Genomic DNA, 20308 nt, shown 5'->3' with positions numbered 1-20308 from the left:
AGTGCCCTCGGCGGCACTGGATTTTCTTTTACACGAGATTTATGGAATATACTGCTGCACCACTTTGACGACTTTGCCGTCCTTCACCGTCAAATGAAACGGAAAAGAGCGGATGTCCAGCAGCTTGTCGTTATGGTAAATCGCCAAAAACTTGTTCAAGCTGACCGGTTCGTTCCACTGAATGTTCATTCCTTCATAGGTTCCGTCATGATCATACAGCTGCATCAGCACTTCAGCATCCGGAGCGATTTCGTACGTCTCCAGCGTCTCATCGTCGTTGACGATGTAATACCCGTCAGGAGCGCCGCCCAGCTCTTCGGCATCCGGCTCCCGTTCAAGGAACTTCTTGTCTGCTGCCGCTCCCTCATACCATTCGATCGGATCCACCGTCACATAGAGGTGGCCGTTCTTGTTCCCGATGGTGGACAGCATCGCCGTCACCGTGTCCTCGGTTTGCGGAACCGGCTTATATTCGTTATCAGACCCGACTGCACTCGTTGAAGTCACGACCAACCCCAGCAGAAAAACGATCATCAGGGAAGCGAATACGGTCATCTTTTTTTTCATTTGAAAATATCTCCTTTATGGAATCATGATTTCTATCCATATCAACCATTACCCTGCGGGATTGTTTTCAAACGCTGCGAGAGGGCTCTGTGATGTAACTTTATTGTAAGCCACAACCGAGGCCAAATCGTCACAAATTCGTTACAGCCGAGTCAAATTGTTGTAAATTCTTCAAGCGCTTTCGTGAATGAAGGAGCCGACAAGCCCGGTCAGCCCTTCTTCTCCAATATGTCCTTGATCTCCGCCAGATCGTGGATCTCATAAGTCGGGACGATGGCGGTTTCGTTGGGCAGGCGATTCGGGTTGTACCAGCACGTGTCGATGCCGATATTGTTGCCGCCCTGAATGTCCGAGGTGAGGGAATCGCCGACCATCAGCATTTTATCCTTGCGATCCTCCTGAATCACCCGGAAGGCATGCTCGAAAATGCCCGCCTGTGGCTTCTGGAATCCCGTATCCTCGGAGACGATGACCGCCTCGAAAAAATCCTTCAGGTCGGAGCGGCCGATCCGTCCGAACTGTACCTCTTTGATGCCGTTCGTGATGATGGCCATTTTGTAACCGTGCTCCTTAAGATAGAGACAGATATCCAGAGCGCCCGCCAAAATAAACGCGCCTTCGGCGAGCGATCCCAGGTAACGTCTGCTCAGTTCCTCGGCGTCGTCGCTCAGCCCCTGCTCGCGGCCGAATCGGCGAAAGCGCTCGACCCGGAGCTCCGCCGAGCTGATCTGTCCCTGTTCAAATTCGCGCCAGAGCTCCTCATTGATCCTTTTATAGCAGCCCGTTATTTCCGTATCGTTCGCGTCCAGGCTGCAGCTGGTGAGCAGCTGGTTCAGCGCGTGGCTCTCCGACATTTTAAAATCGAACAGCGTTTCATCCGCATCAAACAAAATCCATTCGTACGACAAGATGAACCCTTCTTTCAGTAAAGTGATATAAACGGCGTCACTGTGCCTTCAATTTTCAAACTTCATGCAAGGCATCACTCGGCAGGTTTGTCTTTCCTATTGTACCATGCCGCCAAAAACGCCTGCTTGCGTCCGTGTCCGTGGCCCAAACAAAACGAAAGGGTGATTCATCCTGGGACTCATCTGCCATCTGGCTCTTGGAGAGCCTTACCCCAGGCAGACGCGAAGTCGGCCACAGAGGCGTACCGCCCGGCCCGATCGGCATGAACCGCCTTCAACGCAATGTCATACAGAGACCTGCCGGCATCCCATTGGTCATAGGAGCGGTCCATCTCCCCGCCAAAGATGAAAAAGGCTGTCGCCCCCATATTATACACATTAGTGATGCCGTCAATCGCAGCGCCGTATTCAAACTCCTCGGGGGACATAAAGCGGGACGATCCCCACAGCCTGCCCATCCGGTTCTCAAAAGAGCCTTTCTGGTACAGGTCGATATCGCAGATTTTCGTCGTGTCAGTGGCAAAATCGTAAAGAACGCTTCCGTCATAGAAATCAACCGCTATGTACCCTTTTTCCTCGACGTGGACATGAAAATCAAGAATAGCCCTGTAGGACGCCAGCCGCTTCTCCAGCGGCAGCCTGCGATATCGATAAAACGGGGACCTCGGGTCATCATATTTGGCCGGAGGCGGAAATGCCCAATGGGGATGCAGCGACTCCCCGTCAAACCATTCAAATACGGCGGCGTAGCCGGTTCCGGCTTCAAAATGGCTGAGCAGCCGCACCAAGCTGGGGTGATCCAATTCCTCGTAAATTTGCACAGCCTGCTTCAAATGCAGGATGGCGTCCGCCGGTTCGCCCTCGAACTCCGTGGTTGCCGCTCCGGCGTACTTGATGAACCGTCTGATCCCGTCCTTTTCCACGCCAAACGAAAGGTTGCCGGAGTCCTGCTTGTCAAAAACCGCAAACGCCTTGCCCCAGGCTGGCAGCCATTCCATCGGATGCGGCTTTTTCAATTGAAATGTTACTTCATCGATCTTGATCGTTAGCGGTTGATCCATCCGTTCAACTCCTTTTTATGGTTGGTCTCGGCTTATTCTATCTTCAAATTCCCGATTTTGCTGCTGAATGTCTGAGGCAATTCGTTTATACAAAAACAGGAATAAGCCCAGGACGGCAATCACGATACCGCCAACCAGCGTAATATTGGTGATATTCCAAATATAATCCGGCGTTAAATCCTTTAGTGTATACACATCGTTAATATTTTGGGCCCGCGCTGCATAAATCAATACTTTTTCAAAACCGCCGAGCCCGACAAGCAGCAATCCTGCTCCGAGCAGCATCATTCCCATCAATCGCATGCCCGTTATTCCTCCCTCTTGGTAGGATTGCGTCCCTTTTCCGCTTCTTCGGCACTGCCGGGTTCCGCATCCAGCTCCCGTTCGAGCTCCGCTTCAATGTCCTCGTCGCTCATCCGGTAATCATCCTCTTCCGACACGCCCAGCTTCCTTTCCAAAGAGCTCACCCTTGCCCTCAAGTCTTCCACCATGCCGTACAAATAGCTCAGCAGGCCGGCCATAACCAGAAGGGTCAGAACTGTCCCCCAGGGGCCAAACACCCAGGTTGCGATCAGCCCCCCGGCAAGAAACACGACGATTCCCATGATAAAATAAACCACTGCTCACTTCCCTTCTCCCGCCGGTTCAACAGCACCACCCTGGGGCTGCTAACTGCCGCTGCGGCAAGCCCCTACCGGGCGCCCAACCCTTCCGCTACCATATTCAAAAAGTAATCCCGGTGCTCCGGATGACAGGCGATCAAATAAGGCTCTTCCGTCATGGCGTCAAAAGGATTCCCTTCAAAGTCCATCACCAGCATCCCCGCTTCCTTCGCGATCAGAACGCCGGAGTAGAGGTCCTCCCCTTCGGAGTTATACAGAATGATGGCATCGATGTTCCCTCTCGCCAGCATGCACCACTGCAAGGTCGGCGCCCACAGCCGCATCATCCGCTTCGTATGCAGGTCGATATGGTTTCTAAGCCGGATGGCTCGGTCATCGCTGCCTACCACATGTCCCTGGATCCAGGCGACCGTTGCTTTATTGAACGCCGGTGCAGGCCCGTTCGTTACTGGCTGCCCATTGCAGGTTGTTCCACCGTTACGGGTGGACACGAACAGCCGATCAATCATCGGTTCATAAACCACGGCCACGACCGGCTGCCCTTGGTGCATCAGCGTAATCGAGCAGGAGAACGCAGGCAGGCCGATCGCATAGTTGTTCGTTCCGTCCAAAGGGTCTACCAGCCACAGCCAGTCGCTGCGCTGGCCATGATCCCCCGATTCCTCGGCCCGGATCCGGTGATCCGGAAATGTACTGCGGATATGCTCAAGGATCCGCTCCTCGGCCAAATGGTCCACCACCGTGACGAGGTCGCCGTTATCCCCTTTTTGTTCAACCTTTTCCAGCTTGTCAAAATAAGCCTTCGCGATGGCTCCCGCTTCCTTGGCTGCGGCGACCGCCAGCTGCTTTGCCTCTTCAATGATCCGTTGATCCATATGTACCCTCCGCTCCTTTTGCCTAGTGTTCATATTGCTATGCCCGCACGCCCGCCTTCGCTCCTTCAAGAAAGAAAAAACCCTGTGCGTCAGGGTTTAATGTCAAGCATTATACTTTACGTTTGAAAATGGCGATGACGTCCCTTGACTGTCCCTGGGATACACTCGTGTCAAAGCACGATACCAGCTCCCAGCCCTCGTAGCCATAGCTGTTCAGCAAATCCTCAAATTCCTCCTCGTCCACCTTGCCGCCCAAAAAGCCTCCTGTTTTATACTTCACTGTCTTGTAAGACCATTGTTCCATCATTTTACGCTTCCTTTCATCGTATCGTTTGGCCGCTCACGACATGCCAATGCATATGTTTGGATTCCTGGTTCGACACGCCGCTCACCCTTTCCTTATCGCTGCTGCTTCAGCAGCTGCGAAACCTCCTCCATCCAGCGGCCTTCGGGATCCGCGATCACCGTATGCCAGCCCAATGCCCTGGCAGGGATCAAATTTTTCTTCTGATCGTCCACATAAATGCGGGGTCCTGCCCCATCGCCGAGCTGCTCGCATACGAGCTGATAAATGCGGGGATCCGGCTTGCAATACCCTGCTCTGCTGGATATGGTAAGGCTCTTCACCTGCTCCTTGACGGGTGCCAGCAGCCCGCTCAGCCATTCCTCACGGTGATTGCTCAGCAGGTGAATATCCGCGTCCCTACTCCATGTGGCAATACGCCCCAAGGCGGGGAGGGGTTGCAAATACCTCATCGCCAGCCCGCTAAGCCGTTCCATGCTCAGATCTGGTCCATGCCCGGCAAGCCAGTCCCTAAACTGCTCAATGGTGATGCCGCCTGTCCAGAACGACTCGCGAATTTCCCGGCTGAAGCTGTCTTTTAACTGACGATAGGCCGTGCTTCCAGCCATGGCAGCAGCCTCTTCCCAAAATCCAGGCGAGAGGTTCGTTGCAATGACACCGGCGACATCCAAAATAAGCTGGGGTCTGTTCATCGGCTCCTCCCCTTCCAAGCTTCCAGTCATCATCAGCTGGGATTGGTGCTGCGCAAACATTCGTCTACCCATTCATAACAGCGCTGCAGATTCTCATGGCTGACCAGGTCGGAGCGGTGCTCGAACTGAATTTTGACTTGCGGGTTTTCCTCGCGGATAACGGTTAAATAATCTCCGATCGGGGCCCAGCCGTCCTCCGGACGCTGTTCCGGCAGCACCGGGTAGCGCAGCTTGACGGACGATTTCGTGTACTGAAGATTCCACAGGTGGATAACCTCCGCATACTTCGCATATTTGCGGATGACCGGCAGGACCTGAAAGAAAGGGTCCACGTTCTGCTGCAAAAACAGCCTTCCCGTATCCAGGCACAGCCGGATGTCCGGGTACTTCTTCAGCAGCGCTTCCAGCACGTCATGCTCATAAATATAAGAATTCAGCGCATCGAATTCCAAAACCGGCGTGAAGCCGTAATCTCGGGAAGCGACGCTAAGCCAGGCAAAAAGCTGATCGCTGCGCTCCGCAAACAATTCAAGCGAATAATCGCTATCATAGACATACTCCGTTCTGTCGGAAAAATGCCATTTGTCCCAGTTCACCCGGTCATCCAGGATGACGGGCTTCGGATAATGGAACAATACGTAATCCGGCCGTACGTTCCTTAAATAGTCGAGCTCGTCCCGGATCAGCCGGAGCGCTTCATCACGGACATGTTTGTCCGCATCCAAAAACAGGGCGTCCCGAAGCAGCGACTTCCCCGCACGAAGGGGAAAATGTACACCGATGCGAAAGTCCCGCGCTCTGGAGGCGCTCAAGAGCCTCTCCGTGTCCGCTTCATTTTCAAACAGACAGGCCTCGATTCCGTAAAAAACGTCTCTGAAATCGCGCTCCATCTTTTGCTCGTCAAACGAGCCGTATTGCCCGATTAAAAATCGCCTCATCGTCATTCCTCCGGCAGCGGGTTGTGAACTATCCGTATGAAAATTTAACCATTACTTCCACGTTTCGTCCAGTATTCATTGAACCCAGCCTGCACGAAAGCCTATGAATCTATCAAAACGAATTGAAATCGATGATGGGAGCAAGTGCGTAAAATGTGCCCGCGATCGGATAATCAGGGACGAATCCCCTCCTCCGTCATCCGCTGCTTAATCTCGTTCAGCATATCCCGGGCAAAAGCCTGAAGCATCCGAGGTTCCACGCTCACTTCATCCGTCTGTCCTCCATACTGAAGAAGACACTGGCGCAGGAGCGGCTCATACGCAGGCGGAAGGGACGCGTGCCCCCATTCGCCGCCTTCCTTTTTGGAGGAAATTTCGCCTTCCCGCAAAAATCGCAAAATTCTGCACAGATTTAGCGTGTAATACACCGGCGCCTCGGCGATCTGCTCCACGGCATGCTCCACATCGGACCAGATCGACCGGATGTACATCTCTTTCTCCGGTCTGAACACGGACGGTGCGGGCTCCCCATACAGCGTTATCCCACGGTGGTAAATGACCATCATATGGGCCGCAAGATCAGGGTCTTCATAACCGCCGCATACATACTGCGCATCAGATTCATACCGCTCCCGGTGAGCCTCCGAATAATGGAATTCAAACGGTGTTGGGTGCAGCGGCTCCCCGGCGTACTGCCTGAGGATGACGCTGACTTCCATCCCGCGGTGCCCCGGCATCAGCCCGTGAAGCTCAAGAAGGCCTCGGGCAAGCCGAGTCCAAACCTCGGGGTCGAGCTTCTCTTCAATGACCGCCAGGAGATCGATATCGCTCCGGTCTTCACGGTAACACCCCATCGCCAGCGAGCCGTGCAGATATAACCCGGTCAACGGTGCTCCGAGCTTGGCAATAAAAAGCTGTGTCAAACGGTCCAGCACCTGCTGCGTATTCATAACTTTCCTCCAATATAGAAAAATGGCTGCTCCCTTCCCGGGAACAGCTGTCATTTCGGCACTATGACTCCTTTTTGCCTGATCCGAAAGCAATCGCATACCGATCCGGATCGACCAGCACGAAGTCTTTCCAGTCCCCCCATCCCTGATGTTCCAGCACAGGCTCCTGAATGAACTGCGCTCCTCTAGCTTTGAAATGCTCATACAATTGATCCAGTTCTTCATGCGTTTCGACATATGCGTAAGTGTCCCATGGAACCATCTTGTTGTCCCCGGAGGGGTTGGGACGGACATCTTCTGCCTTTGTCGCCTGAATCAATTTGAAGCCGAGGGCAAAATCATCCCTTACCGCCCAAACGTCCGACACGTCACAGCCGAGCACATCCGCATAATAGCGCTTGGACCTCTCTAAATCCGAAACCAATCGAACCTGAACCGAAAAGTGAACTTTACTCAAATGAACATCATCCTCCGAATGGTCAATTCTCCTTCGTGCGCTCAACCTCTTCCTTGATTGGCCGCAAGGCCAATGGATGAGCTCGAAGGGTTGCCCTAGGAAACTGGCAGATACAGCGCTTTCAGTCTATCACAAATTTTAACAATGATACATATGATTTCCTACTCCTTCCACATTCTCGTCACTTGCCGCAGGATCTCTCCCTCCCACTCCGTCTTGTAAATATCCGGCATGGAAGTGGATTCCCAGAAGGCGTAATCGAACCGCAGGTCAAATTCGCCCAGCATCAACGTCATAATATCGCCGTGAGTCCCAATGACAATCCGCTTTCCGGCATGCTCATCCAGCAGTTTCCGGATTACCTGGGCTGCTCTATGCCGCGCCTGCAGGCTCGACTCTCCCCCCGGAAAAGCAAAAGCGGCATCGACGTATACCTTTTGCTTCGCTTCTTGAAACGATAGGCCCCCGATCTGCCCGATTTCCCGTTCCCTCAAATCTTCTTCTATGATGATTTCCTTGCCCGCGGAGTCGGCCGCATCCCGAATCGTTCGCACGCAGGTCAATGCCTTCACCCAGCAGTCTGTCCTTGACCGCAAGCGCGTCTGCCAGCCCCTGACGGGACAGTCCCCGTGTTCGTTCCCTGCCTTCCTCATAAGGCGATTCGGCATGCCGGACAAAATAAAGAATCGTGCTCCGCTTCAGGTGATGTACTGAATTAGCAGTCATGAACCAGCAACCTTTCCATTTTATTGGGTTAAAAAAAGAAAAGCACCCGCTTCAACTCCATCATACCAGCGATTCTGACGCTGACATAACTGAAAGTTTCACGGGTGCTTATATTAAGATAATAACGGTTCAAGCTCTTCTCGCCAGCTCGTAAGGCAGACACAGCGGGACTCCCGTCCGGGGGTCGACGAGGATGTCGGCTTCAATAGCGAAGACCTCCCGCAGCACTTCCCGGGTCATGACTTCGCCGGGTGTTCCCTCCGCCACGACCGTGCCTGATTTGATCGCCACCATATGCTGCGCATACCGTGTGGCATGGTTCAGGTCGTGAACGACCATGACGATCGTGCGTCCCTCTTCCTCATTCAGCTTCTGCAGCAGCTGCAGCACTTCCAGCTGATGCGCCATATCCAGGAAGGTCGTAGGCTCGTCGAGGAACAGAATATCCGTCTGCTGAGCCAGCGCCATGGCAATCCATGCCCGTTGGCGCTGGCCGCCGGACAGCTGGTCGATCGCCCGGTCCCTAAAGGCCCCGAGCCCCGTAACGTTAATGGCCCACTCGATAACCTCACGGTCCTGCGCGCTGATGCTGCCAAATCCCCGCTGATGCGGCGAACGGCCGAAGCCGATCAGCTCGGTTACGGTCAGCCCATCCGGGGCCGTGGGGGTTTGCGGCAGGATCGCGAGCTGCTTCGCCACATCCTTGGTCGGCTGGCTGTGGATCGATTTGCCGTCGAGCAGCACCGCTCCGGAGGATGGCTTCATCAAGCGGGCCATCGTTTTGAGAATCGTCGATTTGCCGGAGCCGTTGGAGCCGACCAAAGCCGTAATTTTACCTGCCGGAATGCTCAGGTTCAAATTGTTGACAATGAGCGTATCGGCGTATCCGATGTTCAGCTGCTCGGTACCGAGCCTCGACTGAAGCTGCGGTTTATCCTCCGTGACGATCTCTTGCTCCGGCCAAGCCAATGTGTTTTGTACCATACCGTATCATCCTTTTTTAGGGATTGTATTTCGCGGCGGATTCGCCGCTCCGCATGCAGGGTGCCTTATGCTATGTTCAACGTTGTCGAAATGCCGTATCGTCTAACGCATGATTGCCTTTGTTGACACATTATGCGTGGAAAAGTGCAATTTATGTGTATGTATACACACTTATTATGATAATGATTCTCAATTTCATTGTAAAGAGTTTTTTCCCTTTTCTCCGTCTTATCTCACGAAAAAAGGACAATGGAACTCATGGTCCCATTGTCCAAATATTGCATCCGGCTTAACTACTCAAAATGTCCTTCAGCTGTTCCTGCTTTACGGCCGTGACCCGGGTCGTCTTCTTGTCAAAAGAGACGTTGACCTCCTCCACAAGCTCAACCTGCCCCTCCGCGAACGTTAAGATGAGCGTGACCCTATAGGGTGTCTCGATGTACACCACGGTTAGCTCCAGTTGCAAATCCTCGGTCAATCGGGCCGAAATAACGGCTTCCTGCCGATGCATGGCCAGATCCTTCCGGAAGATGTCCTTGGTGCTTACCTTCTTCGTCAAATCAAAGGGAAGTTCGCGCCGGCTGCCATCGGCATAACGGAGCCGAAGCTCGGACCGCTCATCCAGGCTGCACACCGTAATCTCGGCAACGCCGCCTGTCTCTGGAGCCTGAACACAGTATTGCCCTGCCCAATCATCCGGTATGGCGGACGAAGCAGAAGGTACCAGGTGCTCAGCGTCTTCCTGCATTCGCGCGATCCGCCGCAGAAGCAGCGGGTACGCTTCGGAGCTGACTTGTTGCGATCGGTCTACCCGGTCCACGATATGCTCATAGATGAGGTCCAGCAGCTGCGGCAGCTGCTTTTTCATACGGCTCATGCCGGAAGCGGCCGCAATGACAATGCCGTGCTTCGGAGCAACAAAGCAGAGCTGCCCGAACCCGCCGTTTCCCATATAACACCCCTGCCGGCACCGGAAAAATTGGTAGCCATACCCTTCCGAAAAATCGGCTCTCGTCTCATTGCGGCGGTTATCGCTCTGCTCCGCGGTGGCTAACCGGATGTACTCCGCCGATACGATTCTCCGGCCGCCATACACGCCCTCGTTCAGCAGCATCTGACCGAACTTTGCCACGCCGTCGATGGGAATGCTCAGCCCCATGCCGCCTGCGGCCACTCACATCGGGCAGGTTTCCCAATCCACCAAGCCAATACCAAGCGGCTCGAACAATCTCGGTTTTACATATTCGACGAGGCCCATGCCGGTCGCTCTTTCCAGAATGGCGGCAACCATATAGGTCGCATGGGTGTTGTACACGTAATGGCTTCCCGGCGGATGCTCCGGCGCCAAGGATAAGAACGTTTGGGCCCAGTCGGGCCCGGATTCCATCACCCGGCCGTAAATGTTGTCATGATGTCCTGTATTCATCGAGAGCAGATGGTGGATGGTCATCTGGGATAAGTAGGGCGGGACGTCACCGGCAAGCTTATCGGGAAAATACGAAACGACCGGATCCGTCAGCCGAATATATCCTTCGTCCCTGGCAATTCCCGCCGCAATGGAAGTGAAGCTCTTGCTGAGCGAAAATAATAACGTGGGTGCCTCTTCCCGATACGGCTGACGGTTGAAACGGGCCGTAACTTTTCCATTCTGAAGCAGCATCAAACGGTTGACCTGAAGCTCCAGTTCCTCGATCCGTTCTAAGAACCGAAGTACATCGCCGGACGACAGGCCGTGGCTTTCCGGCTGTGCGGTTTCCAGTTCCAATCCCAATCGAACACCTCCAACATTCCCTTTTATTGAAGTTCCTTAATAAAAAAGAGATTCAGATCATCGTCCACCCGGACCATCTCGCCCGGCACGACCGGCTGGTTCTTATACACGATGCCGTTGCCATCGGGAATGTAACCTCTGCGGCAGTAAATGCGCTGTGCCTTGCCGTAGTCCTTGAATAAGCCCACACCGATGCCGATCCGTTTGCCCTTACGGCTTACGATCGATTCAAACTCCTCCAGGATCCGGTTGCCGATTCCTTGGCGCTGGAAGACGGGGAATACGTTTAGATCGTTCACTTCCGGAATGCCCTGCTCTTGGAAAGGGGGGTAGTCCGATTCGTATTTCAGGTGACATACCCCGGCGACCTGGTCATCTGAATAGGCGATGATCGTTTCACGGACACCCGCTGCGTTTTCAGCGAGACATTTGTCGTAATACTCATCAGGGCGAAAGATGTCCTGTTCGGTAAAAGCCTGCTTCCACTGCTGCTTTAATTCCTCTGAAGTGAGCAAAGTCAGCATGATTTTCATATACAGCACCTCCATATCGAATATATTTTTGTTCCCACGTTTCGCGGCTCTCTTATAAAAGTTAATGTTCACTTACTTTAGCATTGATGATTAAAGAGATTCGCGATTATAATATGTATAAATATACCACGGCTTGATAGTAGAGAGGGGAACTGCCATGCGATCCGCTGAAGTCCATAATTACGACTTTGCCTTTAGGCAGGCCGCGATCGGCATGGCCCTTATCGCGCCTGACGGAGCCTTCCTAGAGGTCAACCCCGCTTTATGCACCCTCCTCGGTTATACACCTGACCATTTCACTTTGCCGGATCTTCTTCTTCCCGCAATTCAGGAACTGTCCCGCGACATCGTTAAGTGCGGGGAGTGGCTGCAGTCCATGAAACGGGATCAGCACCGGATCGATCAGCATTACTATCATCCTTCAGGACAACGGTTGTCCCTTGATATCCGCATCTCCTTGATTCGAAATGAGGCCGGGAAACCTGAGATTTACTTCACCCAATTCGAGAACAGGACCCAGATGATGCAAATGGAAACTAGGCTGCATTATACCGAAACCCATCTGCACGAGCGGGAGGATTCCTTCATGCAGCTGCTGGATGGCCTCCCCCTGTCCGTGCTGATTACGAACCACGGCCAGATTCAGTATGCCAATCCTGCCGGACTCAGGCTCATTCATGCAGACAGCCTGGAAGCCGTAATCGGCATGTCAACGGACGATTTGGTCGACGCCGCCGACCACGAAATTCTGGCCGAGCGCAAGCAGCGGCACTACAACAACAGGCCCATTGGCTCCGTGCGCTACCGCATCCGCTGTCTCAATGGACAGCTGAGGCATGTGGAAGGATTTTCACTAAAGATTACCTATCAAAAAAAGCGGTGCGTCATCGGGATCTTTAAAGATATCTCCGACCAGAAGCTTGAGGAAGACCGGCTCATGCAGTCCGAGAAGCTATCGACGGCAGGGCAGCTTGCCGCAGGCATCGCTCACGAAATCCGCAATCCGCTGACCGCCATTTTCGGCTTCTTGAAGCTCCTCCGCACCTCCAGCCAAAACAACGACCAGTACTTTGCGATCATGGAATCCGAGCTGAAGCGGATCGAATTTATCGTCAATGAGCTGCTGGTACTGTCCAAACCCCAAGTTTCGCATGCGAGCAAGCCAATGGACATTTTGCCGCTGCTGGACCAGGTGATTACACTGATGAACGGCCAGGCTGCATTAAAAAATATCGAGATCGTTTCCGCCTTCTCCGAACCTTCCATCTGGATTGCCGGCGAGGCCAACCAGTTGAAACAGGTCTTCATCAACCTGCTCAAAAATGCGATGGAAGCCATGCCGCAAGGCGGCATCATCCGGATCCACGCTCTCTCCCGGAACAACGAGGCCTTCATTAGCGTTCAGGACGAAGGCTGCGGCATGACGGCGGAGCAGATTCAGGCGCTGGGCAAGCCCTTTTTCACGACCAAGGAATCAGGCACCGGTCTTGGGTTTATGATCACACACAACATCATCCATAATCATGGCGGGAACATATCGGTCCAGAGCGTGCCCCAGGAGGGCACCACGTTTACCGTGACGCTCCCCGTTATTTCCGAACCGGAGGCAGCCTCATCATAACAAGCCTAATCCGGTGATCAGCCGATAATTTTAAGTTTCACATCCTGGGACCAAAAAAAGGACGGTACTCCCGCGTTATGCTCCTATGTATTGGAGGAATACAGCAGAATGCCGTCCCTCCGGCTCCAGCCTGATTTGGCCCAAAAATAATTGCCGATCTCATTCTCCTCGATCACCATGATATGGCACTTGGCGATGCCCTCTTCCCGGAGCTTATCCAGCCCGGCTTTCGCCAGTTTTTGCCCGATGGCTCGGCCCCTGTAGGCCGGATCAACCGCAACGTGGTAGATATACCCCCTTCGCCCGTCATGGCCGCACAGAATGGTCCCGATCACCCGATCACCCTCGGTGGCGACAAAGCTCATGCCCGGGTTCCGAACCAGGTACCGGTGTATCGATTCTTTCGAATCGGCGTCGCTCAGCGCCATCCCTTCCGTATTGCCCCACAGCTCCATGCATTGTTCGTAATCCTCAATCAACAGCTCTCGCAGTGTTTCCATGATGTTAGTTTCCTCCAGTCATTGATATGAACAATTTTCTATCATAGCGTCTCTATGAAAATAGACCGCCTCCGGCCTATTTTCCGGCCTCCGCCCGCTCTACCGACTCCGGACCGAGAATCTGTCCAAAGTGGTGCCGCATATGCTCCAGGTAATCGTTCACCAGCCAATCCAACGTCGCTTCACCGCCGCCGGGAAGAATGCAGGTTTTGCCGTAATCCTCCGCGGTCAAACTCTCGAGAACATGGACAATTTGCCTGTTCAGCATATTCCACAGCGTAATGATATCCGGCTGGTTGTATTGCTCCTGATACCCGTGCAGGTCCACCCACCGGTCCTGATCGTATCCCTCAAGGGATACCGGATGCGCCGACAGTTTTATTTTGACAAAACGAAGATGGTTGTTCGCCGCCGAGTCGCATAAGTGGCCTACGATCTCCTGCTTCGACCACTTGGCGGGTCCTTGCTTGTGTCTGAACACCTCTTCGGGCACAGCTTTCAGTTCGCTCTCAAAATATCCGACTAAACGGTTCAAGGTTTGACTATAACTATGATTCATCCCGCTTCTCCTCTCCATTGGCTGCACTGTATTCGATCAGCCAGCAATCGCGATACTCTCCTTCATGCCATTCGCGTTTTTCCAGCAGCCTGATTTTCCGGAAGCCGCATTTTTCGTATACGCGCAGGGCCCTAGCGTTCCAAGTTTGCGGGTCCATGACGATTTTATCCGCTTGAAGCGTGTTGGTCAGATAAGAAACCATGCCTTGAATCAGCCTTGTGCCGATTCCCTGGTTCCAGCAGTCTGGCTCTCCGATAAACTGATCCATGCCCAAAATCCGCCCGTCCCCTTCGCCATAGCCATATACCTCGCGTTCCTCCGGGTCGACATAATAATACTGGATATAGCCGATATCCCGGTCGTCCAGTTGAATAATGCAGGCTTCGATTTGATCATCTCGGTAAAAGTGCTCCTGCACCATGGCCATATCATGCGGGCGGTCCCTGCCTTCATAATATTCGAGGACGCGTGCATCGCTGAGCCAACGGACCAAATGGTCCGCATCGCCCGCCTTCAGTTTCCTTACGCTGACCCCCTGCTTGCTCCAAAGAATCAAAATTACGCCTCCTCCCTCATAACTCAAGCACGAAGCTTTTGAGCCATTTTATATGAAAAGCTTAACGTTTTTGACCACGTAGTGGTACCCCGATAAGACGGTCATCATCACGGCGATCACCATCAAGAAGGAATCGACGCGAAGACTCGTCAGCCATTGAAAAGGATAGTTATTCAGCAGCACGGCCGTAATGGCGACGACCTGGGACACCATTTTCCACTTGCCGTACCGGTCTGCCGCCAGAGCGATCCCTTGGGCCGACGCCGCCATTCGCAAAGCTGTAATAATGAATTCACGGCCAATCATCACGAAGGCCATCCAGGCCGGAATCATTCCGGCTTCGACCATCATGATCAACGCCACCGAAACAAGCAGCTTATCCGCAAGCGGGTCCAATAGCTTACCGAGATTGGTAACCAGGTGGTATTTGCGGGCAATATACCCGTCCAGCTTGTCTGTAGCGGAAGCAAGAATGAATACGCCCACCGCCATATAGGTTCCGTACTGATTCAGAAATTGAATGAACGCGTTGGAATCCGCCAGCCTTACGGGGTACTCTGCGAAAAAAACGATAAACACCGGGATCAGCATGATTCTGGCCAGCGTCAGCTTGTTCGCCGGGTTCATGCATCCTTCCTCTCAAAAAACGTGATCCGGTTACCGAAAGGATCGATCACGCTCACCTCCATATCCTCAAGCCCAGGGCGCGCATGCTTGTACTTCTTCGCTATCAGCTTGGCATGGAGGCTCCGGATGTCTTCGACTTCCACACGGATCGCCGAGCCGGGGGTGCAGTCGCCGTGATGCCCGCTCAAATGGATCTCGCAGTCCCCGCTGGACACCTGCATGTATAAGGGAAGATCGTCTTCATAGCGATGCTCCCAGTCAATCCGGAATTCCAGGAAATCCACGTAAAACTCCTTGGCCTTGTCCTCATCGAAAATCCGAAAGATCGGTGTTATCTTCTTCATCACTTATCCTCCTCTAAAAGTTCATCCAAACTTATGCCCGGCCCGGCTAACGTATAGGCAATGTGGCGGCAAGCTGCATAGGTGCCGACAGTTGAGCGTACCGGCTCTCCACATAGGGATTGAACCAGACCGCATGGATGACCTTCATCCCTGCCTCATGCGCCCCATCCAGCTCTCCGGAGCCTCCGTCACCTACAAACACGCAATCCTCCGGGAGTATTTGCAGTCGTCGGCATGCGAGTTCATAGATAGCAGGGTCGGGCTTACAGCATTGTACCTCGTATGAAAAAATAACATCGTCAAAATACCCGGCCAGCGGGGAATCTTCCCAGCCCCGGACTTCCTCCTCCGAACAGTTGCTGATCAGTCCCAGCTTCCAGCCATGGGTACGGAGGTTTTCGAGCATTTCCAAAATGTCAGGGCGAACGGCTTCAAAAGGAATCCTCTTCTCCTGGATCCTAGCCTGGTAGAGCGACTGCACGGACTGTTCGTCCGCATCCAGGCCCCTGCTTCGGCAAATATCCCGGATGACATCCGGAAAACTTGCCAGCTCCCCGCGCATCCGCCGCTCCACCCGGCTTCTCCATTCCAGCTTGAACTCTTCCTGGCTCAGGCCAAGCAGACCCGGGTAATCGTAGCGACGCCTCGATATCCGCCGGCCATCCGCATATTCGGTGATCAAGGTCTCGAACAAATCGAACAAAACGGCTTTCATGCCCAAACGGCATCCTCCTTATCGGTATTCGGGATTCCGGTTATATCATAGCCCGGCCCGCTTCCCCCAAATATACGGTTGGAATGACCGTCTCCACCACATGCCCTTCCACGGCTCGCACCTCATAGGCTTTGGCCTCAGGACGAGAGCTTACCGCCCGGTGAAAAATACTATCCACATAATGCAGTGCCGCCCCGTCATCTGCGGCTATTCCTCCACCGATTTGGCCGCTTTGGATCAGCCGGTGATAACTGGGCCTTCGGTCCGCTTCCCCGTCATAATGGGGGCAGTGGCTTCCTGAAAGCAGGCCGAGGCCCTCCAGCCGGGTCAGATCGCCAGGGATGGAATCCGTCACGCCTTCCTCAAACCAGCAAATGGAACCGGCGCTTAGCCCGGATAGAATCACCCCATTTTCCCAGGCCGTCTTTAAGTATCGATCCACACTCCGTTCCTTCCATACCGCAAGCATCGATTTCGTATTGCCGCCCCCGACATAAATAATATCCTTGTCCAGAATAAAATCCTCCAGATCGACGGTTGGTGGTTGGACCAGGGAAAGATGAGAGGGGGTGCATTCCAAACGCTGAAACGCATCATAAAAACGATCAATATACCCTTGCGCGTCACTGCTCGCCGTTGGTACAAAGCAAATCTTTGGGCGGCCGGTGCCTGCCTGCCGAAGAATGTAAAGATCCAGCAAGGGGTTATCCGGTTCCATTGAGAATCCTCCGCCACCCATAGCGATAATTTGTTTGATGCTGACGCCCTCCTTTCCATAACGTGTCATAAATTCCAAGTAAAACTGCCGCAAGCGATGTTAATTTACCTATTCGACGGGAAAACGCCATACCCTTTCTTCGCCGGATACTTGCTAAAAATGGATCGATATGGTAGCCTGTTAGTAATTTACGAAGAATGGAGGGTTACGTGTGGTAGATCAGTTTATCCGGGTTCGCACGTTTTGCAACTAACATATTGCAAAATTCTCTGCTTGTACGCGGAGGACTCAGGATTGGTCTGCCATTTTTTAAAGGTAACCCAGGTTTTATAACGACTATGGCTGAAGCATCGTCTGCAGGAACACGCATGATCATGTCCGGCCTGCCTTTAAAAATTCATCTCACATGAACGCATTGCGGGATCGTACCCTCAAGGGATAGGAATGATAGTCTCTCCCTGCCCTTGGGCCTCTTCCGGCTTTCATGTAAGACCTCATATCCTGCGGCCGAGGAACGTTTGTTCCTTGGACCGGTCGGTCCTTTCGCGAAACGCTGACACAGGCAGACAGCCTGTGTTTTTTTGTGCTTATTTTTAGGTGAACGATGATTTTGGCAAGGAGGGTTACGTGTGGTAGATCAGTTTATCCGGGTTCGCATGGTGTACAGCTGCTAAGAAAAAAAGCCGTTGGCTTTGCTGTGTACAGAGAAACTCAGGATAGGTCTGCCCTTTTTGACAGGTAACCTCCTTTTGCTCAGGAAAAAATATCGCTTGGTCGATGCATAATGTGCCGCCACCCGCCGCTCCAATGCCTGGCTTATATGCCGATGAACTGCTCTTTCATGCAGTGCGTCCGGCCCGCGCGGGTGCCTTTCATTCGGTGAAATCCGCCGGATCCCGCGGCGTTATCCTGAGTCTCTCCACTTCACAGCACAGCCGATGGGCAAGAAACCATCGCTGGATTACGGAGGGATTCATGGATGCATAAACATCGACAACGTCATATAAAGACGCACTTGAACATAGAGAAACCCGCAGCAAAAGGACAGCACCTGCTGCACCACGAGCCGGTCATTCACGACATGATCGGAATGGCCGGACTCACAAACGCCGACACGGTGCTCGATCTGGGCGCCGGGCAGGGAGCTATCACATTCCCGCTAGCGAAGAAGGCGGGCAGAGTGCTGGCCATTGAGAACGACGCCAAATTCGCCACCGCCCTTCGGCAAAAGGCGGTTCCCGGCTCCAATGTGGCCGTTATTGAAAGGGACATTCGCGAGGCTTATCTTCCGAAGGAGCCGTTTCATGTTGTAGCCAACATTCCATTTTTCATGACGACATTCATTCTCGAGAAGCTGCTCGACCCGCCGGGGTCTGCGTTCCAGGGGGCGGTGCTGATCGTGCAGCATGGAGCAGCCAAGGGATTTACGGCAAGGCACATTCGCAGCCCGCGTCTGCTCAAGTGGCGGATGTGGTTTGACTTCGAGCTGGTGAAGCTTGTGCCCCGGCGGCATTTTTCACCCCCACCTCAGGTGGACGCAGCCGTACTCCGCATTCGGAGACGGAAAACACCTTGGCTGCAGACGCAGCATCATCATGCGTTCGGCGGATTGGCCGAATACGCGCTGAACGAGCCGGCACTGCCGGTGTGCGAGGCACTGGCGGGGATTTTTACACCGGTGCAAATCAGGCACCTGCTGCAGCAAATCCGGGTAGAACGGAATACGCCGGTATGCTTGCTGCGCGAGCGGGATTGGGCAGCCGTATTTGATACGATGCGGGAGAAGGTCCCCTCTTATCGCTGGCCGAAAGCACCAACGAAGAAAAAGAGCGCCAGGTAGGCGTGAATGGAAATCTAAGGAGGATTCACAAATGACAGAACAACTCATTAAGGTAGATGGTATTGAACTGTGCACCGAAAGCTTTGGACGAAAGGAAGATCCGGCCATTCTGCTCATTATGGGCGCTACCGCCTCGATGATCTGGTGGGAGGACGAATTTTGCCAGCGACTTGCTGACGCGGGACGGTTTGTCATCCGTTACGATAACCGTGACGTCGGCCAATCGATGAATGATGAGCCCGGCAACCCGCAGTACGGCTTAGAGGACATGGCCGATGACGCCATCCGCGTGCTGGACGCCTACGGAATTAGCCGGGCCCATGTGGCAGGCATGTCGCTCGGCGGCCTGCTGACGCTGATGGCTACGGTCAAGTATCCCGAGCGGGTGCTGAGCGATACGCTGATCATGACCTCATCGTTCCGTGACCCGAGTCTGCCGGAAATGGAAGAAAAGGTCGCTGCCTTTTTTGCTTCAGCCGATCAGGTCAATTGGGAGAATGAACAGGCGATCCTGGACTTTAGCGTTCAAAAATGGAACCTGCTCCGCGGGTCAAAGCACGCTCCGGACGAGGATAAAGTCCGCCGGCTGGCCGCACGGGAGCTGCAGCGGACCCGCAATTGGACGGCGAGCATGTTCAATCATGGCCTGCTGACCGGCGGAGAGGATTTGATTGCCCGGGTACCGGACATCCGGGTGCCGGCCCTTGTCATCCATGGCACGGAGGATCCGATCATCCCTTATGTCCACGGTGAAGCATTGGCACGGGAAATTCCAGGAGCCCGGCTGCTGACCCTGGAAGGAACCGGCCATGAGCTGCATGAGGACGATTGGGATGCCATTCTGGATGCGATCATCCAGCATACCGCAGGCATCCACCAGAGCGAATCGGGATCAGTAAAGTAATTAGCAAAACAGCGGGCAGGGATGAGTCCCTGCCCGCTGTCTGTATGTAACCCTACGGTTGATGAATCCGATGCTTCAAGTCAGCGTTGCCGTCAATCATCGACATGATGTCTATCTTCAGCTCAACCGGATATACCGACAAGCCCTGTAATTCCTCAATTGTAAACCATTTGAAGATCAGTCTGCCGCCATCCTCAATGCCTGGGAACTCGCCCTCCCGATCCAGAATTTCATGGCCATCGGGAAAAGAAAACGTGTAATAAAATCCGATTTCATGGTATTTCATTCGGTCGTATTCGAAAAAATCCTCATTGACATATAACAGCTTGTCTATCTGTATATCGATACCCAGCTCCTCCCGGATCTCCCGGATGAGAGCCTGGTCCGTCGATTCCTGAAACTCTACCCGCCCGCCGGGCAGGTTCCAAAAGTCGTCCTTCAGTGTTGTGTGCAGCAATATCCGATCGCGGTGAACGGCGATTCCCGCAACCCGAAAATTAAATTTGTTCTGCCCTTCCGAAAAGGTAATCATCGC

The 20308-nt window shown here is 53.5% G+C and carries 27 protein-coding genes; 3 read left to right on the top strand and 24 right to left on the bottom strand.

What is annotated here, in order from left to right:
* Positions 1–39: 39 nt before the first annotated feature.
* The 16 genes from ABIE48_RS02965 to ABIE48_RS02890 all read right to left on the bottom strand — a co-directional run bounded on the left by ABIE48_RS02965 (position 40) and on the right by ABIE48_RS02890 (position 11389).
* Positions 40–567, bottom strand: a complete 528-nt coding sequence (locus ABIE48_RS02965; RefSeq protein WP_089545691.1) for a hypothetical protein — start codon at positions 565–567, stop codon at positions 40–42.
* Positions 568–776: 209 nt separating this feature from the next.
* Positions 777–1475, bottom strand: a complete 699-nt coding sequence (locus tag ABIE48_RS02960) for a YjjG family noncanonical pyrimidine nucleotidase (protein WP_145025563.1) — start codon at positions 1473–1475, stop codon at positions 777–779.
* A 179-nt stretch (positions 1476–1654) separates the two neighbouring features.
* A complete protein-coding gene (locus ABIE48_RS02955) occupies positions 1655–2536 on the bottom strand; it encodes a serine/threonine-protein kinase (protein WP_192716444.1) in 882 nt (293 codons plus the stop codon).
* Between the two features lie 15 nt (positions 2537–2551).
* Positions 2552–2839 (bottom strand): hypothetical protein, encoded by a 288-nt coding sequence (locus tag ABIE48_RS02950; protein ID WP_192716443.1) that lies wholly within the window; start codon positions 2837–2839, stop codon positions 2552–2554.
* A 5-nt stretch (positions 2840–2844) separates the two neighbouring features.
* Positions 2845–3156, bottom strand: a complete 312-nt coding sequence (locus ABIE48_RS02945; protein ID WP_354518279.1) for a hypothetical protein — start codon at positions 3154–3156, stop codon at positions 2845–2847.
* 71 nt (positions 3157–3227) lie between these two features.
* Positions 3228–4034, bottom strand: a complete 807-nt coding sequence (locus ABIE48_RS02940; RefSeq protein ID WP_192716441.1) for an inositol monophosphatase family protein — start codon at positions 4032–4034, stop codon at positions 3228–3230.
* Between the two features lie 109 nt (positions 4035–4143).
* On the bottom strand, positions 4144–4338 hold the full coding sequence (locus tag ABIE48_RS02935) for a DUF4177 domain-containing protein (RefSeq protein WP_076173494.1): 195 nt from the start codon (positions 4336–4338) through the stop codon (positions 4144–4146).
* Between the two features lie 95 nt (positions 4339–4433).
* Positions 4434–5030, bottom strand: a complete 597-nt coding sequence (locus ABIE48_RS02930; protein ID WP_192716440.1) for an HAD family hydrolase — start codon at positions 5028–5030, stop codon at positions 4434–4436.
* A 32-nt stretch (positions 5031–5062) separates the two neighbouring features.
* Positions 5063–5968, bottom strand: coding sequence for a sugar phosphate isomerase/epimerase (locus ABIE48_RS02925; protein ID WP_192716439.1), 906 nt, complete (start codon positions 5966–5968; stop codon positions 5063–5065).
* 173 nt (positions 5969–6141) lie between these two features.
* Positions 6142–6918: an aminoglycoside adenylyltransferase domain-containing protein gene (locus ABIE48_RS02920; protein ID WP_192716438.1), complete on the bottom strand. Its 777-nt coding sequence runs from the start codon at positions 6916–6918 to the stop codon at positions 6142–6144.
* Positions 6919–6979: 61 nt separating this feature from the next.
* On the bottom strand, positions 6980–7375 hold the full coding sequence (locus ABIE48_RS02915; RefSeq protein ID WP_192716437.1) for a VOC family protein: 396 nt from the start codon (positions 7373–7375) through the stop codon (positions 6980–6982).
* Between the two features lie 161 nt (positions 7376–7536).
* Positions 7537–7971 carry a histidine phosphatase family protein gene (locus ABIE48_RS02910; protein ID WP_354518276.1) on the bottom strand — a complete coding sequence of 145 codons (435 nt, stop codon included), beginning with the start codon at positions 7969–7971 and terminating at the stop codon, positions 7537–7539.
* A gap of 259 nt (positions 7972–8230) precedes the next feature.
* On the bottom strand, positions 8231–9085 hold the full coding sequence (locus ABIE48_RS02905) for an ABC transporter ATP-binding protein (RefSeq protein ID WP_192716436.1): 855 nt from the start codon (positions 9083–9085) through the stop codon (positions 8231–8233).
* Positions 9086–9374: 289 nt separating this feature from the next.
* The gene (locus ABIE48_RS02900) at positions 9375–10244 is read right to left on the bottom strand and encodes a serine hydrolase domain-containing protein (RefSeq protein WP_354518273.1); all 870 of its coding nucleotides are present in this window, start codon (positions 10242–10244) and stop codon (positions 9375–9377) included.
* Between the two features lie 15 nt (positions 10245–10259).
* The gene (locus ABIE48_RS02895) at positions 10260–10856 is read right to left on the bottom strand and encodes a serine hydrolase domain-containing protein (protein ID WP_192716434.1); all 597 of its coding nucleotides are present in this window, start codon (positions 10854–10856) and stop codon (positions 10260–10262) included.
* 23 nt (positions 10857–10879) lie between these two features.
* Positions 10880–11389: a GNAT family N-acetyltransferase gene (locus ABIE48_RS02890; RefSeq protein WP_192716433.1), complete on the bottom strand. Its 510-nt coding sequence runs from the start codon at positions 11387–11389 to the stop codon at positions 10880–10882.
* Positions 11390–11546: 157 nt separating this feature from the next.
* On the opposite strand from ABIE48_RS02890, the gene ABIE48_RS02885 reads away from it, so the two are divergent.
* On the top strand, positions 11547–13010 hold the full coding sequence (locus tag ABIE48_RS02885) for an ATP-binding protein (RefSeq protein ID WP_192716432.1): 1464 nt from the start codon (positions 11547–11549) through the stop codon (positions 13008–13010).
* 83 nt (positions 13011–13093) lie between these two features.
* Here the strand turns inward: ABIE48_RS02885 and ABIE48_RS02880 are convergent, their stop codons facing one another.
* The 7 genes from ABIE48_RS02880 to ABIE48_RS02850 all read right to left on the bottom strand — a co-directional run bounded on the left by ABIE48_RS02880 (position 13094) and on the right by ABIE48_RS02850 (position 17068).
* The gene (locus tag ABIE48_RS02880) at positions 13094–13510 is read right to left on the bottom strand and encodes a GNAT family N-acetyltransferase (protein WP_145025591.1); all 417 of its coding nucleotides are present in this window, start codon (positions 13508–13510) and stop codon (positions 13094–13096) included.
* Positions 13511–13586: 76 nt separating this feature from the next.
* Complete coding sequence (locus tag ABIE48_RS02875) at positions 13587–14069, bottom strand: DinB family protein (RefSeq protein WP_192716431.1); 483 nt, start codon at positions 14067–14069, stop codon at positions 13587–13589.
* Positions 14059–14625, bottom strand: a complete 567-nt coding sequence (locus ABIE48_RS02870; protein WP_192716430.1) for a GNAT family N-acetyltransferase — start codon at positions 14623–14625, stop codon at positions 14059–14061. Before ABIE48_RS02870 ends, ABIE48_RS02875 begins: the two co-directional genes overlap by 11 nt.
* Before the next feature lie 48 nt (positions 14626–14673).
* Positions 14674–15252: a CDP-diacylglycerol--glycerol-3-phosphate 3-phosphatidyltransferase gene (gene pgsA, locus ABIE48_RS02865; protein WP_192716429.1), complete on the bottom strand. Its 579-nt coding sequence runs from the start codon at positions 15250–15252 to the stop codon at positions 14674–14676.
* On the bottom strand, positions 15249–15596 hold the full coding sequence (locus tag ABIE48_RS02860) for a glyoxalase superfamily protein (protein WP_186326033.1): 348 nt from the start codon (positions 15594–15596) through the stop codon (positions 15249–15251). Before ABIE48_RS02860 ends, pgsA begins: the two co-directional genes overlap by 4 nt.
* 46 nt (positions 15597–15642) lie before the next feature.
* Entirely contained in the window at positions 15643–16311 is a 669-nt protein-coding gene (locus ABIE48_RS02855; RefSeq protein ID WP_354518269.1) for an HAD family hydrolase, read from the bottom strand.
* 40 nt (positions 16312–16351) lie between these two features.
* On the bottom strand, positions 16352–17068 hold the full coding sequence (locus tag ABIE48_RS02850; protein ID WP_192716638.1) for a Type 1 glutamine amidotransferase-like domain-containing protein: 717 nt from the start codon (positions 17066–17068) through the stop codon (positions 16352–16354).
* 940 nt (positions 17069–18008) lie between these two features.
* Between ABIE48_RS02850 and erm the strand changes: the two genes are divergently transcribed.
* Positions 18009–18869, top strand: a complete 861-nt coding sequence (erm, locus tag ABIE48_RS02845; RefSeq protein WP_192716427.1) for a 23S ribosomal RNA methyltransferase Erm — start codon at positions 18009–18011, stop codon at positions 18867–18869.
* 31 nt (positions 18870–18900) lie between these two features.
* Positions 18901–19773 (top strand): alpha/beta fold hydrolase, encoded by an 873-nt coding sequence (locus ABIE48_RS02840; protein ID WP_192716426.1) that lies wholly within the window; start codon positions 18901–18903, stop codon positions 19771–19773.
* A 52-nt stretch (positions 19774–19825) separates the two neighbouring features.
* On the opposite strand, the gene ABIE48_RS02835 is transcribed toward ABIE48_RS02840, so the two are convergent.
* Positions 19826–20305 carry an NUDIX hydrolase gene (locus ABIE48_RS02835; RefSeq protein ID WP_145025607.1) on the bottom strand — a complete coding sequence of 160 codons (480 nt, stop codon included), beginning with the start codon at positions 20303–20305 and terminating at the stop codon, positions 19826–19828.
* Between the last annotated feature and the right edge of the window lie 3 nt (positions 20306–20308).

Origin of the sequence: Paenibacillus sp. OAE614 (assembly GCF_040546645.1) — a bacterium.
Classification (GTDB): domain Bacteria; phylum Bacillota; class Bacilli; order Paenibacillales; family Paenibacillaceae; genus Paenibacillus_AQ; species Paenibacillus_AQ favisporus.
Note: the sequence above shows the minus strand (reverse complement) of the source record. Positions and strands in the feature narration are given on the sequence as shown.